Origin of the sequence: Marinobacterium weihaiense, from assembly GCF_019061305.1 — a bacterium.
Taxonomy (GTDB): Bacteria; Pseudomonadota; Gammaproteobacteria; order Pseudomonadales; family Balneatricaceae; genus Marinobacterium; species Marinobacterium weihaiense.
Genome location: NZ_JAHQZT010000002.1, coordinates 54,226 through 70,038 on the forward strand (window position 1 = coordinate 54,226; position 15,813 = coordinate 70,038).

Annotated in this window: 13 protein-coding genes; 2 read left to right on the forward strand and 11 right to left on the reverse strand. The window is 57.9% G+C overall.

Going from position 1 to position 15,813, the window contains the following annotated elements; translation table 11 throughout:
- Positions 1–71 precede the first annotated feature (71 nt).
- On the forward strand, positions 72–1,139 hold the full coding sequence (locus KTN04_RS02090) for a 3-deoxy-7-phosphoheptulonate synthase (protein WP_217333553.1): 1,068 nt from the start codon (positions 72–74) through the stop codon (positions 1,137–1,139).
- 53 nt (positions 1,140–1,192) lie between these two features.
- On the opposite strand, the gene KTN04_RS02095 is transcribed toward KTN04_RS02090, so the two are convergent.
- From KTN04_RS02095 to KTN04_RS02125, 7 genes are all read right to left on the reverse strand, one after another.
- Positions 1,193–1,978: a CHASE domain-containing protein gene (locus tag KTN04_RS02095; RefSeq protein WP_217333554.1), complete on the reverse strand. Its 786-nt coding sequence runs from the start codon at positions 1,976–1,978 to the stop codon at positions 1,193–1,195.
- Positions 1,979–2,188: 210 nt separating this feature from the next.
- Positions 2,189–3,367 (reverse strand): 2-methylaconitate cis-trans isomerase PrpF, encoded by a 1,179-nt coding sequence (gene prpF, locus KTN04_RS02100; RefSeq protein WP_217333555.1) that lies wholly within the window; start codon positions 3,365–3,367, stop codon positions 2,189–2,191.
- A 228-nt stretch (positions 3,368–3,595) separates the two neighbouring features.
- The gene (acnD, locus tag KTN04_RS02105) at positions 3,596–6,211 is read right to left on the reverse strand and encodes a Fe/S-dependent 2-methylisocitrate dehydratase AcnD (RefSeq protein WP_217333556.1); all 2,616 of its coding nucleotides are present in this window, start codon (positions 6,209–6,211) and stop codon (positions 3,596–3,598) included.
- Positions 6,212–6,344: 133 nt separating this feature from the next.
- On the reverse strand, positions 6,345–7,475 hold the full coding sequence (prpC, locus tag KTN04_RS02110; protein WP_217333557.1) for a bifunctional 2-methylcitrate synthase/citrate synthase: 1,131 nt from the start codon (positions 7,473–7,475) through the stop codon (positions 6,345–6,347).
- Positions 7,476–7,562: 87 nt separating this feature from the next.
- On the reverse strand, positions 7,563–8,456 hold the full coding sequence (prpB, locus tag KTN04_RS02115) for a methylisocitrate lyase (protein ID WP_217333558.1): 894 nt from the start codon (positions 8,454–8,456) through the stop codon (positions 7,563–7,565).
- The gene (locus tag KTN04_RS02120; RefSeq protein WP_217333559.1) at positions 8,449–9,171 is read right to left on the reverse strand and encodes a GntR family transcriptional regulator; all 723 of its coding nucleotides are present in this window, start codon (positions 9,169–9,171) and stop codon (positions 8,449–8,451) included. The genes prpB and KTN04_RS02120 overlap by 8 nt, the downstream gene beginning before the upstream one ends.
- A 130-nt stretch (positions 9,172–9,301) precedes the next feature.
- A complete protein-coding gene (locus tag KTN04_RS02125; RefSeq protein WP_217333560.1) occupies positions 9,302–10,168 on the reverse strand; it encodes an alpha/beta fold hydrolase in 867 nt (288 codons plus the stop codon).
- Positions 10,169–10,278: 110 nt separating this feature from the next.
- Here KTN04_RS02125 and pabB point away from each other — a divergent pair, with 110 nt between their 5' ends.
- On the forward strand, positions 10,279–11,655 hold the full coding sequence (pabB, locus tag KTN04_RS02130) for an aminodeoxychorismate synthase component I (protein ID WP_217333561.1): 1,377 nt from the start codon (positions 10,279–10,281) through the stop codon (positions 11,653–11,655).
- Positions 11,656–11,689: 34 nt separating this feature from the next.
- On the opposite strand, the gene KTN04_RS02135 is transcribed toward pabB, so the two are convergent.
- From KTN04_RS02135 to KTN04_RS02150, 4 genes are all read right to left on the reverse strand, one after another.
- Entirely contained in the window at positions 11,690–12,925 is a 1,236-nt protein-coding gene (locus tag KTN04_RS02135) for a peptidoglycan DD-metalloendopeptidase family protein (RefSeq protein WP_254262317.1), read from the reverse strand.
- Positions 12,926–12,972: 47 nt separating this feature from the next.
- The gene (gene thrH / locus KTN04_RS02140) at positions 12,973–13,590 is read right to left on the reverse strand and encodes a bifunctional phosphoserine phosphatase/homoserine phosphotransferase ThrH (RefSeq protein ID WP_217333562.1); all 618 of its coding nucleotides are present in this window, start codon (positions 13,588–13,590) and stop codon (positions 12,973–12,975) included.
- Between the two features lie 60 nt (positions 13,591–13,650).
- Positions 13,651–14,625: an HTH-type transcriptional regulator CysB gene (gene cysB, locus KTN04_RS02145; RefSeq protein ID WP_217333563.1), complete on the reverse strand. Its 975-nt coding sequence runs from the start codon at positions 14,623–14,625 to the stop codon at positions 13,651–13,653.
- A 68-nt stretch (positions 14,626–14,693) separates the two neighbouring features.
- The gene (locus KTN04_RS02150; protein WP_217333564.1) at positions 14,694–15,800 is read right to left on the reverse strand and encodes a DNA-binding protein; all 1,107 of its coding nucleotides are present in this window, start codon (positions 15,798–15,800) and stop codon (positions 14,694–14,696) included.
- Positions 15,801–15,813: the final 13 nt, after the last annotated feature.

The following is a 15,813-nucleotide window of genomic DNA, read 5'->3' on the forward strand; positions in this document are numbered from 1 at the left end:
TGGTAAAACAGAATGAATCGGCTGCAGACAAAGCCGACAACCAGCATTTCAGCCGCTGTCAGGACTATAAGATGACCGATACACGCGTAGAAGACCTCAATATCGATTCCAATGTTCCGCTGATCACGCCGGAAGCCCTCAAGGCCAAGCTACCCATCACCGAAGCCGCCGCGGCAACTGTGATGCAGGGGCGCCAGGTGATCAAAGACATTCTGGACCGCAAGGACAAGCGCCTCTTTGTCGTGGTGGGCCCCTGCTCCATTCACGACCCTGAAGCCGCACTGGAATACGGCCGCAAGCTCAAGGCGCTGGCCGAAGAAGTCAAGGACAGCCTGTATCTGGTCATGCGCGTGTATTTCGAGAAGCCCCGCACCACCGTGGGCTGGAAAGGTCTGATCAACGACCCGCACATGAATGACTCCTTCGATATCGAAGAGGGTCTGCACATTGCGCGCAAGCTGCTGATCGACCTGTCGGAAATGGGCCTGCCGCTGGCAACCGAGGCACTGGATCCGAACACCCCGCAGTACCTGCAGGATCTGATCAGCTGGTCGGCCATCGGCGCACGCACCACCGAATCTCAGACCCACCGTGAAATGTCTTCGGGTCTATCCTGTGCCGTCGGCTTCAAGAACGGGACCGACGGTGGCCTAGACGTAGCCGTAAACGCCATGAAATCCGTGCTGCACCCGCACAGCTTCCTGGGCATGAGCGGCGACGGTCAGGTTTCCATCGTACGTACTCGCGGCAACCGTTACGGTCATGTTGTACTGCGTGGCGGCAACGGCAAGCCGAATTACGATTCCGTCAGCGTCAAGCTGTGTGAACAGGCGCTGGAGAAAGCCGGTCAGCAGGCCAACATCATGGTCGACTGCAGCCACGCCAACTCCAGCAAGGATCCGGCACTACAGCCTCTGGTGGCCGAGAACGTCGCCAACCAGATTCTGGAAGGCAACGGCTCCATCGTCAGCCTGATGATCGAGAGCAACCTGGAATGGGGCAACCAGTCGATCCCGGATGATCTGAGCCAGCTCAAGCATGGCGTTTCCGTGACCGATGCCTGTATCGACTGGGATACCACCGAACAGTGTCTGCGCGACATGAACACCAAGCTCAAGGATGTGCTGCCCAAGCGCTGATCCCCAAGCATCCGGCAGTCTACAGGCTGCCGGTGCCTACCGAACCTGCTGTCTCAGTTAGTCTGTCTGAACTCACGCCAAAGCACTATTGAGCCCGCCAGCAGTAATGACAGCAACACCCCCACAACACGTATTATCAGTAGCGAGCGCTGCTCTACAGGTGTTTGACGCATTGCCAGCACCCAATGGGTATCGGGCATGTAGATCTGTACCTGCGCCAAAGGTCTCTCGAATACACGCGCATCCCCCAGTAACAGCCTGGATACCGCATCCGGTCCACCTTCCGTACGAATGGCCAGCTCATAACCATCTTGTTGTACACTCACGCCTGCATTGGCCAGCAATCGGTCAAAGTGAATCACGATCGATGCCACCCCCCAATAGCGTGGCTGCCCACCGGACGAGTACGAAATAGGCATTTGCGCCAGCAACCCCTGCCCGCCTTGAACCAGTTCGATGGGCCCCTGCAGTGTCATACGTCCGGTTGTCATGGCACGCTCCACCGGCGGCCATTGCTCGGCATGGCGACGGTAATCCAGCCCCAGCGCCTGCTCATTGCCTTCAAGCGGGTACACAAAGCGAATGATGTTGTCCGGTGCCAGGCCGATATTGCGTACCAGGTCCGTTTCCCCCAATACCTGCCGCGACACATTGTGCCAGCGGTCGGCACCGCTGTCGGGGTTAGCCGACACGAACGCCGCTAGACTGCGCACCAGGAAGATAACGGCATTCAATTCATCATCGAGTCGCCCGCGTAGCTGCGCCAGATAGACGGCGGCTTCCAGCTGTTCAACCTGCTGCTGGCGTACCCTGGCCAACTGGGCAACCTGTTCTGTCACCAGGACTCCCGCCATCAATAGCGCAATGGCTAGACCATACCAGCCAAACCGAGATCCTTTCGGGTTTACAAGAGGCATATCCGACTCTCCCGTCAGTCATTGACAGTTTCCAGATTACACTATGCCACAGCAAACGCCGGCTCTCAGCTACAGGTAGACACAAAAACGCCCGCAAATGCGGGCGTTAAGGTAGATTCTATAGCTGCGCAATCAGAAGGTATCACCCGGTACGCGCACAAAACCTTCCATCAGCACGCGGGCACTGCGGCTCATCACCGCTTTCTTGGCGGTCCATTCGCCATTCACTTCTTCCGCAGCCGCCCCCACACGCAGGGTGCCGGAGGGATGACCAAAGGTCACGGCTTCACGGGCGCCACCACCGGCGGCCAGGTTCACCAGCGTACCCGGCACGGCGGCCGCGGTTGCAATGGCAACCGATGCCGTACCCATCATGGCGTGGTGCAGCTTGCCCATGGACAGCGCGCGGACGCAGACATCAATATCGTTGGCACCGATCTGCTTGCCGCTGGAAGCCTCGTAATCAGTAGCCGGAGCAACGAACGCAATCTTCGGCGTATGCTGACGCGCCACCGCTTCTTCGATATCCTGGATAAGACCCATCTTCACCGCACCATAGGCACGCATGGTTTCAAAACGCGCCAGCGCTTCGGCATCGGAGTTGATGTCTTTCTGCAGTTCGGTACCGGTGTAACCGATATCCGCCGCGTTAACAAAAATGGTCGGGATACCGGCGTTGATCATGGTCGCCTTGAAGGTACCAACACCCGGCACCTCAAGATCATCCACCAGGTTACCGGTCGGGAACATGGAGCCTTCGCCATCGGCGGGGTCCATGAACTCGATCACCACTTCAGCCGCCGGGAAAGTCACGCCATCCAGTTCGAAGTCACCGGTTTCCTGCACTTCACCATTGGTGATCGGCACATGGGCAATGATGGTTTTCTGGATGTTCTTCTGCCAGATGCGCACAGTGCAGATGCCGTTTTCAGGGATACGGTCCGCATCGACCAGGCCACCGCTGATAGCAAACGCGCCGACAGCAGCGGTCAGGTTACCGCAGTTGCCGGACCAGTCCACGAACGCCTTGTTGATCGCCACCTGACCAAACAGGTAGTCAACATCGTGATCGGGCTGGGTGCTTTTATCCAGAATAACGGTTTTGGACGTGGACGAAGTCGCGCCACCCATACCGTCGATCTGCTGACCGTAGGGATCGGGACTGCCGATTACGCGCATCAGCAGCTTGTCACGGGCTTCGCCGGGCTCCTGACAAGCGGCAGGCAGATCCTGACGACGGAAGAAAACGCCTTTACTGGTACCGCCACGGATGTAAGTAGCCGGTACTTTAATCTGGGGAACACTGGACATGTAGATGCTCCAAAATAAGTCGGTTGCCGGACGGGAGCATTCAGACAAGGAAAGGAGCGCTACAGTATTACCGGTTCGGACACGCCGTAAACCCATCCCTGGGGGCTCGATGGCGCCATCCATGGCGCCACACGGTCCGCCCCGGTAACACTGCAGCACTTGTGTCTGCGCCCTATCCGGGACACGCCCGAACCATCAACGACGGTTCGGGACTGGGGAGGACTGGAATCAGGCAGCGCCTTCCGCTTCCAGGAACTCCTTGGCGAAGCGCTGCAGGACACCACCAGCCTTGTAGGTTTCTACTTCGGCCGCAGTATCCAGACGGCAGATCACCGGCACTTCAACGGTTTCGCCGTTGCGACGGTTGATCACCAGCGTCAGTTCAGCACCCGGCGCGATCTCACCCTTCACATCATAGGTCTCGGTACCATCGATACCGTAGGTGTGACGGGTTTCGCCGTCCTTGAACTGCATCGGCAATACGCCCATGCCGACCAGGTTGGTACGGTGGATGCGCTCGAAACCTTCGGCCACGATCGCTTCCACGCCGGCCAGACGCACGCCCTTGGCCGCCCAGTCACGAGACGAGCCCTGACCGTAATCGGCACCGGCAACAATAATGAGGTTCTGCTTGCGGTTCATGTAGGTTTCAATCACTTCCCACATGCGCATCTGCTGGCCTTCCGGCTCCAGACGCGCCAGAGAGCCCTGAATCACCTCACCATTCGCATCCAGACACATTTCGTTCAGCAGTTTCGGGTTGGCGAATGTAGCCCGCTGTGCGGTCAGGTGATCACCACGGTGGGTCGCGTAGGAGTTGAAGTCCTCCTCCGGCAGGCCCATCTTCGCCAGGTACTCACCGGCCGCAGAGCTGGCCAGAATGGCATTGGACGGTGACAGGTGGTCGGTGGTGATGTTGTCACCCAGCACCGCCAGCGGACGCATGCCACTCAGGGTACGCTCACCGGCCAGTGCGCCTTCCCAGTACGGCGGACGACGGATGTAGGTGGACATTTCACGCCAGTCGTACAGCGGGCTCTCCGCTTCTTCGACCTGACCCAGATCGAACATCGGGATGTAGACCTGCTTGAACTGCTCCGGCTTCACGCTTTCCTTGACGATCGCATCGATCTCTTCATCCGACGGCCACAGATCCTTCAGGGTAACCGGGTTACCGTTCTGGTCGGTGCCCAGCACATCCTTTTCGATGTCGAAACGCACGGTACCGGCGATGGCGTAGGCCACAACCAGCGGCGGAGACGCCAGGAACGCCTGCTTCGCGTACGGGTGGATACGGCCGTCGAAGTTGCGGTTGCCGGACAGGACGGCAGTTGCATACAGATCGCGGTCGATGATTTCCTGCTGGATTTTCGGATCCAGTGCACCGGACATGCCGTTACAGGTGGTGCAGGCATAGGCCACGATACCGAAGCCCAGTTTTTCCAGTTCCGGCAGCAGGCCGGCTTCTTCCAGGTACAGACGCGCCACCTTGGAACCCGGCGCAAAAGAAGACTTGACCCAGGGCTTGCGGATCAGACCCAGCTCGTTGGCTTTCTTCGCCAACAGGCCGGCCGCTACTACGTTGCGCGGGTTGGAGGTGTTGGTGCAGGACGTGATCGCCGCGATGATGACAGCGCCGTCCGGCAGCAGACCTTCCTCCTCTTCTTTGCGCGCCGCAGCCAGCTTGTCTTCGTCGGCAATGCCGCGCTCGTGCAGTGCTGACGTCGGCAGACGACGGTGCGGGTTGGAGGGACCGGCCAGGTTACGCTCAACAGACGACAGATCGAACGTCAGTACGCGCTCGTACTGAGCGGTTTTGAGATCATCCGCCCAAAGACCGGTTTCCTTGGCGTACTGCTCAACCAGTGCGACCTGCTCCGGCTCACGACCGGTCAGCTTCAGGTAGTCGATGGTCTGGTCATCGATGTAGAACATCGCCGCAGTGGCACCGTATTCCGGTGTCATATTGGAGATGGTGGCACGGTCACCGATGGTCAGGCTGTCCGCCCCTTCGCCGAAGAACTCCAGGTAAGCACCGACCACACGCTCCTTGCGCAGGAATTCGGTGATCGCCAGTACAATATCGGTCGCGGTAATGCCCGGCTTGCGCTGCCCCGTCAGCTCGACACCGACGATATCCGGCAGACGCATCATGGACGGGTGGCCCAGCATCACGGTTTCGGCTTCCAGACCGCCCACACCGATGGCGATTACACCCAGCGCATCCACGTGCGGAGTGTGCGAGTCGGTACCGACACAGGTATCCGGGTAGGCGACGCCGTCGCGCGCCTGAATCACCGGCGACATCTTCTCCAGGTTGATCTGGTGCATGATGCCGTTACCGGCCGGGATCACGTCCACGTTCTTGAACGCGGTTTTGGTCCAGTCGATGAAGTGGAAACGGTCTTCGTTGCGGCGATCTTCAATGGCGCGGTTTTTTTCGAACGCTTCCGGATCAAAACCCGGCGCTTCAACGGCCAGAGAATGGTCGACGATCAGCTGTGTCGGTACAACCGGGTTGACCTTGGCCGGGTCACCACCCTTTTCAGCAATAGCATCACGCAGACCGGCCAAGTCGACCAACGCGGTCTGACCCAAGATGTCATGACAGACGACACGCGCCGGATACCAGGGAAAGTCCAGATCACGCTTGCGCTCGATCAGCTGCTTGAGGGAGTCGGTCAGCGCGGCCGGATCGCAGCGACGAACCAGCTGCTCGGCCAGGACACGAGACGTATACGGCAGTTTGGCATAGGCACCGGGTTCTATCGCATCAACCGCCGCGCGGGTGTCGAAGTAATCCAGGCCTGTGCCGTTAAGAGATTTACGAAATTCTGTATTCATGGCGTCGGGAGTCCATCGAGTAGTGTTCATTGACGCGGGCCTGAGACAATCCGGCTACTGTTAGCCGGAGACTCAGACCTGTATACCAAACGAAGACGGGGCGCAGCTGCGTGAGCGGCTGCACCCCGGCGCATCAGGCGCGCTCTTCGATCGGCACCCACTCGGCCGATTCAGGGCCGGTGTAGTCCGCGGACGGACGGATAATGCGGTTATTGGCACGCTGCTCCATGACGTGAGCGGTCCAGCCGGCAACACGCGAACATACGAAGATCGGCGTAAACAGCTCGGTCGGGATACCCATGAAGTGGTACGCGGATGCATGGAAGAAGTCAGCGTTGCAGAACAGCTTCTTCTCGCGCCACATGACCGCTTCAACACGCTCTGACACCGCGTACAGGACGGTATCACCCACCTGATCAGCCAGCTTCTTGGACCATTCCTTAATAATGGCGTTACGCGGATCGGACTCGCGGTAGATCGCGTGGCCGAAGCCCATGATCTTGTCCTTGCGCGCCAGCATGCCCATGATCTTGTCTTCGGCTTCGTCAGCCGATGTCCAGTTCTCGATCATCGCCATGGCCGCTTCGTTGGCACCGCCGTGCAGCGGGCCACGCAGAGAACCGATTGCGCCGGTGACGCAGCTGTGGATGTCGGACAGGGTGGACGCACAGACGCGCGCCGTGAAGGTAGACGCGTTGAACTCGTGCTCCGCGTACAGGATCAGGGATGCGTGCATCACCTTAACGTGCAGCGGGTCCGGCTGTTTGTCATGCAGGGTCCACAGGAAATGCTCGGCAATGGAATCAGCGCCCGTTTCAGTATCAACACGCTTGCCATTGTGGGCGAAGTTGTACCAGTAGTTAATGATCGATGGGAACACCGCCAGCATGCGATCGATCTTGTCATGCTGCTCGCTGAAGTCCTGCTCGGTCTCCAGGTTGCCCAGCATGGAACAGCCGGTACGCATGACGTCCATCGGATGAGCATCCTTGGGGATCTGCTCCAGTACGATTTTCAGGGCGTCCGGCAGACCACGCATGCCTTTCAGTTTTGCCTTATAGGCGTCCAGCTCTGCCTGGTTGGGCAGCTTGCCATACAGCAGCAGGTAAGCAACTTCTTCGAACTGCGCCTTGTCAGCCAGTTCCTTGATGTCGTAACCGCGGTAGGTGAGGCCGGCACCGGATTTACCCACGGTACACAGCGCGGTTTCACCAGCAGACTGACCACGCAGGCCTGCGCCACCGAGTTTCTTTGCTTCTGCCATCTGTCTCTCCTTAATCTGTTGTCGGGAGGATTGGGGACCTCCCGTTACCAGTTATCTCGATCCGTTATCCGGATGATGACGTTGTAATTATTTGTTCTTGCCTTCCTGGAACAGGGCGTCCAGTTTCTGCTCGAAATCGTGATAGTTGAGGAAATCGTACAGTTCCATGCGGGTCTGCATAGTGTCGACAACAGCCTTCTGATCACCGTCCTGCAGCAGGTGTTCATATACATTCAGCGCGGCCTTGTTGGCAGCACGGAAAGCGGACAGCGGGTACAGCACCATGGTGGCACCGGCTTCCGCCAGCTCGGCCTTGTTGAACAGAGGCGTAGCACCGAATTCGGTAATGTTGGCCAGCAGGTGAGCACCGTTGATGCCCTTGGAGAACGCCTGATAGTCGTCCAGCGTGTGCACCGCTTCAGCGAAGATACCGTCTGCACCGGCTTCCAGACATGCCTGGGCACGCTCTACCGCAGCATTTAGACCTTCCATCTGGAAGGCATCGGTACGCGCCATGATGAAGAAGTCATCATCAGTGCGCGCGTCGACAGCCGCCTTGACACGGTCAACCATCTCTTCCAGAGAAACGATTTCCTTGTTCGGGCGATGACCACAGCGCTTCTGCGCCACTTGGTCTTCAATATGAACAGCGGCAGCACCGCCCTTTTCCATTTCCTTGATGGTGCGAGCAATATTGAAAGCACCACCCCAGCCGGTATCGATGTCGACCATCAGCGGCGTGTCAACGGCACTGGTGATGCGGCACACGTCTTCCAGCACGTCATTCATGGAGGTCATACCCAGATCGGGCAGGCCGTAGGAAGCGTTGGCGACACCGCCACCGGACAGGTAAATTGCCTGGTGACCCACACGAGTTGCCATCATTGCGTTGTAAGCATTGACGGTACCAACGATCTGCAGCGGCTGGTTCTCAGCCAGCGCTTTACGGAAGCGCGCACCCGCAGTCAGTTTCTCAGCCATGTTTATCCCCTTCTGGTTTGATATCGGTTTCCAGCTTGGCTTCGATGTTGCGGCGCGCGGCACTGATATGGCGGCGCATCAGCATCTCGGCCAGTTCTTCGTCCCGTGACTCGATTGCATCGATAATCTGTCGATGCTCCTTGAGTGCACGTTTGGGGCGCGAGCTGGATACACTGAATTGATAACGGTACATGCGTACCAGGTGGTACAGGTCGTCACCGAGAAGTTCCAGCAGTTTGGAGTTCTTGCTGCCCTGCACGATTCGGTAATGGAAGTCGAGATCGCCTTCCTTCTGAAAGTAGGAGCGCCCTTCGCGCTGTTCGACGGAAGCCTCGTGCTCATCCAAGAGCTGCTTGAGACTGGCAATTTCGTCGTCCGTCATGTTCTGGGCCGCCTGACGGCAAGCCATGCCTTCAAGCGCTTCTCTTACACGATAAATCTCGATCAGTTCGTGTGCTGACAGCTTAACGACACGCGCGCCGACATGCGCCTTGCGCTCAACCAGGCGCCAGCCCTCAAGACGGCGAATGGCTTCACGCAGCGGGCCACGGCTGATACCGTAGGTCCGAGCCAGCTCAGGCTCACTGATCTTCTGTCCCGGAGGAATCTCGCCCTTGACGATGGCTGTCACGATCTGACGGCACACGCGATCAGCCAGGGTTCGAGTTTCAGGTTCCAGTGGCACCACTTTTGGCTGCCCGCTTTTTTCATTCACGTTTTACACAACCCCTGATCAAGATTGTCGACAATATTTTGAGAAACTAAGATACCGATGCCAATTCAGGCCGTCAACTCAACCAGACTGAAAAATTGTCAACATCAGACAAAAGTCTAGGGGGATTCCCTCAGCTAATGTGTTGATAGCGCTGCAGCTCATCATTCATGATCCGCGCGATCTGTCGCGGTTTCTGAAACGGCAGCGAATGATCCGTCCCGGGCACCATGAAGTAGTGCCAGTTCGGCATGCGTTCGGCCAGACTAAGATGCAACTGATGCATTAATTCAACACTCTGTCCACCAATGAAACTGCTGACATCGCCCTGCGCATGCAGCAGTTCGTCACGGTTCAGCCGGTTGATCGCATCCGTCACCGCATCCAGCGCATGTGCAAATCCCAGCGGGCGTAGCGCCAGTCGGCTGACTGCAACCGAGTCGGCCTGTGCCGTAACCTTGCGATTAGGTGAGATAGTATCCAGAAACTGACGAATGCCGCGCTCACGATCATCCGAACGCAGATGAACGGCAGCAGCCGAATATTTACGGCGCAACTCGACCGTGCTGTCCCAGTCGGGACGGTCCAACACCGCCGATTCCAGCAGGTACTGCTTGCCAACCCGGTAGGGGTATCGCTGCTTCAGCAATAGGCTTACCAGCCCACCCAGAGAGTACCCGCCCAGATCAAACTGCCACCAACCGAGATGGTCGACCAACGCCCCCATATCACTGACCAGCGTGTGGACGTCAAACGCATGCTCCTCCCCGTCCGGATAGCGGCTTTCGCCGGTACCGCGCAGATCCGGCACCAGTATTTCACGCCAGCCCTGCAGAAAGGCCGTCAACATATGCCAGGTATCACGCCCGGCCACACCGGCACCATGAATCAGCAGCAACCGTCGATCATGCGCCACATCCGGGTTGCGGTACAGGCGGTAGCTCAGGTGCTGATCGGGAAGCGTCAAAACTGACGACTGAATATCAAAAGGGTGTTTCATGAAAAATAATCCTGCGTGTACATCCAGACGTCATTATAAGCGCGTACCTGACAGGTCTCGCCCCCCGCAGGCGGAACAGGCTAAAATAACCCTTTTGCCGAGGTTTCAGGTTGATCCAACAGCAGTACATCGATTATGACGTGAGCGCCCATGACCTGCTGGCGCGCATCCGACACCTGGGCCATCCGGTATTGCTGGACAGCAGCCAGCCGCAGGCTCTGGGGGGGCGCTATGACATCGTTTCAGCAGCGCCCGACCGTATCATCCGCTTCGGCCCACAAGGACTGCAACTGCTTGACAGCCGACTCCAGCCGCTGGACAACGCTCACACAGCCCCCTTTGCATGTCTGCAGCAGTGCCTGGACGAGCTGGGTAGACCCGATAACCCGCAAGCGTTGCCGTTCTGTGGTGGCATGATCGGCATTTTCGGCTACGACCTTGGCCGCGCCATTGAGCAGCTTCCCGAGCAGGCGGCCGCCGATATCGACTACCCCTGGCTGAACGTCGGTCGCTACCTCTGGGCAGTGATCATTGACCATCACACTCGCACCAGCCGATTGATCTTTCACCCGCTGGCAGACAGCGAACTGGTGAACCGAGTCAGGGAGAGCCTCTTGGTCGATCCTTGCCTATCCCGCACACCCGCGTTCAAGCTGCTGAAACCTTTTGTCAGCAATTTGAGTGCGGACGACTACCGCCGAGCCTTGCAGCGCATTGACGATTACATTCACGCGGGCGACTGCTACCAGATCAACTTTGCCCAGCGCTTTCAGGCTTCTTTCCAGGGGGATCCCTGGCAAGCATACAAAGCGCTGCGCCAGATTGCCCCCACACCGTTCGCGGCCTACATGGAGTCCGAACAGGGTGCGATCCTGTCGCTGTCACCCGAACGCTTCATGCTCAGCACCCACAAAGGTGAAGTGGAAACACGCCCGATCAAGGGCACACGCCCGCGTGGCAAAACCCCCGCAGAGGATGAAGCTCTGGCACGGGAGCTGGCATCCTCCGGCAAGGATCGCGCCGAAAACCTGATGATCGTGGATCTCTTGCGCAACGATCTGAGCCGCAACTGCCAACCCGGCAGCATTGAAGTACCTCAGCTGTTCAGCCTGGAGCCTTACCCCAATGTGCACCACCTGGTCAGCGTCATTCGCGGACAGCTCAAACCTGACGCCGGCCCGCTGACGCTGCTGCGTGACGCCTTCCCGGGCGGCTCCATCACCGGCGCCCCGAAAATACGCGCCATGGAGATCATCGATGAGCTGGAACCCCATCGCCGTTCCATCTATTGCGGTTCCATCGGTTACATCAGCTGCTGCGGACGCATGGACACCAGCATCACCATCCGCACACTGCTGTGCAGCCAAGGCAATATTTATTGCTGGGCCGGCGGTGGGATAGTGGCGGATTCGATTATCGAAGAGGAATATCAGGAGACCTTCAACAAGGTCAACAATCTGATCAAAACGCTGGAACAGCCAAACTGAAGTAGCATATCCCGGCATGACCCCGGGGCCGAGATCAGCCCTGGGGAGTCGCCATCTGAGACAACAAACGATCCTTGAGCGCATTGAAGGCAACGCGGTCTTCATCCCCCACGGCATCCGCCACCGGGATCGGCGCCTTCATGGCATTCACCGGACGACCATTAATATGCAGCTCGTAGTGCAAATGCGCGCCTGTGGAGCGACCTGAGTTACCGGTCAGAGCGATCTTCTGACCGCGACTCACTGTCTGCCCCTTGCGCACCAGCGCCTTGCTCAAATGCAGGAAGCGTGTCCGGTACTTTTCGCCGTGATCGATCACGATATACAGGCCGGCATAGGGGTGGCGCGTTACGCGCGTGACCACACCATCACCGGTCGCCATCACCGGGGTGCCGATCGGTGTCGCAAAGTCCGTGCCGTTGTGCGGACGCACACGCCCGGTGACCGGGTGCTTGCGGTAGGGGTTGAAATGCGAGCTCAAACGGAACCGACGCTTGGTCGGGTACCGCATGAATGCACGTGCAAGGCTTTCACCATTGAGGTCGTAATAGTGCCCATCAAACATGAACGCCGTAAGTTCACGCGACCGGTTCAATACCCGCAAGCCTTCAAGGCGCATGTTGCCGGTTGCCTCACCATCGACATATTGCCTGGCGCGCACGACCTGGAACTGATCACCGGCACGCAGATCACGACGGAAGTTGATCTTGTCCTGCAAAAGCGCGGAAACACGCTGCACTTCCGCATCAGTCAGCCCGGCTCGCTTGGCGGATGTATAGAAGCTGCCATGAATTTCGCCCGCGACAACCTCTTCTTTCCAGTCACCTTCGATGCGTACATCACGATACTCAAAGGCCTCTTCACCCGCCCGAGTGAATACGACCTGATGTGCGGCACTGAAACGCAGCTCAAGCTGTTCAAGCCGGTCCTGACTAAGCCAAAAACCAAGCCTGTCACCGGGCTTGAGGGTATCCAGCGCCAGAATGGAAACATCACTTTCCAACACTTCGTACATCTGCTTTTGGGACACGCCCAGACGCTCGAAGATTGTACTCAGCGTATCCCCGGGCTGAATGGTGTAGACATAATCCGGGATACTGACTTCATGCAGTGCCTCGGGGTCTGTCGCCTGCATATCTGCCTGAGACATTTCAGGCAAATCCAGTGACAGCGAGTACTCCAGTGGCTGGTAGGAAAATGCCCCCAGCGTCAACGCCACCGCGGGCAAGAACACACCCAGCATCAAGGGCTTGCGCAGATATCGCTTCATAGCCAAGGGTCTCCTATATGGCCCCGGCAAAGCCGGGGCGATTGAGCTTACAGTGTCAGGTCGCGCACGCTGGCCCTGACAAACTCAGCCTTGAGGTCTTCATAGGTGTGCACGGCAGGGTACTGCGGGAACTCTTCGATCACGTTCTGCGGCGCGTGGAATAGAATTCCGACCTCGGCCTGAGCCAGCATGGTGGTATCGTTGTAGGAGTCACCGGTCGCAACCACGCGGTAGTTCAGCAGCTGAAACGCTCGAACAGATTGACGCTTGGGATCGCGCTGACGCAGGGTGTAGTCAGTGATGCGCCCTTCTTCGTTCACTTCCAGCTTGTGGCACAGCAGTGTCGGGTGGCCCAACTGCTTCATCAGTGGTGCAGCAAACTCGTAGAAGGTATCCGACAGAATCACGACCTGATAACGCTCGCGAAGCCAATCCACAAACTCACGTGCGCCTTCCAGTGGCGACAAGCGGCTGATGGTATCTTGAATCTGCGGCAGGGTAAGACCATGCTCGTCCAGAATGCGCAGACGCTGCTTCATCAGCACATCGTAGTCAGGAATATCCCGAGTGGTGGCCTTCAGCTCCTCAATGCCGGTTTCTTCCGCAAACGCGATCCAGATTTCAGGGATCAATACACCTTCCAGGTCAAGACAAGCCAGTTCCACGCGGGACGCCTCCAGTCAATTAATAATAGCCGCACAATTTACCCTGTCACCCGCATCCTTTCAATGCTCGGGCAGTTCCATATCGGCAAAGAGCGCATCCACGTCATGGCGGTTACCGCAAGCCTGTACCTGGCGTACCAGGTCCGGTGTCAGGTGCGGTGCAAAGGTCTGAATGAAGTCATACATGTAACCACGCAGGAAGGTACCCTTGCGGAAGCCGATGCGAGTAACACTGTGTTCGAACAGATGGCTCGCATCCAGCGCCACCAGCCCATCATCCTTACCCTCTTCGAACGCCATGGTGGCAATAATGCCCACACCCAGCCCCAACTTGACGTATGTCTTGATGACGTCCGAGTCAACGGCCGTCAGCACCACGCGGGGCTCCAGCCCCTTGTTGGTGAAGGCATCATCCAGCTTGGAGCGCCCCGTAAATCCGAACACATACGTGATCAGCGGCCATTCGGCCAGCGCTTCCAGCGTTAGCGCGGGCAGCTCGGTCAGCGGGTGTCCCTCCGGCACCACCACTGAGCGATTCCAGCGATAACAGGGCATCATGATCAGGTCGCTGAAGTGCGCCATGGCTTCGGTGGCAATAGCAAAGTCGACCGTGCCGTCGGCCGCCATTTCGGAAATCTGCATCGGCGTACCTTGGTGAATGTGCAACGACACCTCAGGGTAGATCTTGATAAAATCATGAATGGTTTCAGGCAATGCATAGCGCGCTTGTGTGTGCGTCGTAGCCACTTCCAACTTGCCCTTGCGTTCGTCGCTGAATTCCTGGGCAACCTGGCGAATCGCTTCGCATTTCTGCAGCACTTCGCCGGCAATCGCGAGAATGGCTTCACCGGCGGGGGTAACACGTGTCAAATGCTTGCCGCTGCGTGCGAAGACCTCAACACCCAACTCATCTTCCAACAGGCGGATCTGTTTGCTGATCCCCGGCTGAGAGGTATAAAGACTCTGGGCGGTTGCCGACACATTGAGATCATGACGCGCGACTTCCCAGATGTAACGCAACTGCTGCAGCTTCATTGACTTCACCCTTCTGGTTATAAATATATCACTAATATAACAGAAAGGAATATGTATTCAATTCCCTTTCAACCCTGGGGCCTCTGCTTCAGCCTGCGCATCTCTTCTTCAATTGCATCGCAGCGCTCCTCCAGCCCCTTGGCTCGCACCTGCGCCTTTTGAAGCGCCTCATCCCGCTCTTTCAGCTGGGCGCGCAATTGATTTTCACGCCGGACATATTCGGCCGCCTCACCGGCATGCTTCTGCTTCAGGCTGGTCAATTGAGTTTCCACGGTACGCAGCTGCTCTTCACAGCGTTTGCTGCGGTTAGTCTCTGAAAGCAGCTGCGCACCAAGACGCGCAACTTCACGTTGCTGCTGGGCATCACTGGACTTGTGCACATTGATGGCATCATCCTGTGAACGCAACTGGTTATTCATCGCTTCTACTCGAGCATCACGCTGAGCCAGCCGCGATTGCAGCTCGTGCATTTCACGTGTCAGCTCGGCCTCCTTGCGGCCGCTTTCATCTCGCAGTTTCTCCAAGGCATTGCGGTAGTGACGCATGTCGACATCCACCTTGGCAAGCGCCTCCAAGCTGTGTCGCTTTTCGTCCCGAACCCGCTGGTCGAATACGCGCTTGGTATCTTCATGCGCCTTGCGCAGCTGCTCCAGTTCCTGCTCGGCATTCTGGCGTCGCTGCTTCTCTTGCACATGCAGTGTCGTCTGCCCCGCCAACTCCTGGCGCACCGCTGTCAGGTCAGCCTCGAGTGACTGTACGCGCTCCTGTGACTGATCCAGCTTCAGCTCTTGCTCGCGATAACGCTGCTCAAGCTCCTCGAGCGCGGCCTGGCTACGCTTCACGGCCTCATCCCGCTCCCGCACAGCTTGCTCATCAACAGGCGACGTGCGCAAATGCTCGGCGCGCACTTCTTCGGTGGCCTCCTGAACGGCCTGCTGCCAAATCCGTCCGAATGCCTGCCGCATGGACTCGGGCATCTCTGACCCAACACTACGCGCATCACCGAAGCGAATGCGCCCAGACAGGGCGTACCACCACTCTTCAAGCACAGCCTCCAGATCAATATCGGCTATACATTCGAGACTCCGTGACAACCGTGACGCACTCGGCGCACGGCCCGACAGCAGGCACTGGTCGGCAGCGGCAAAGATATCGGCCTTGAGCTGCTTATCCATCAAGACGTTTCCT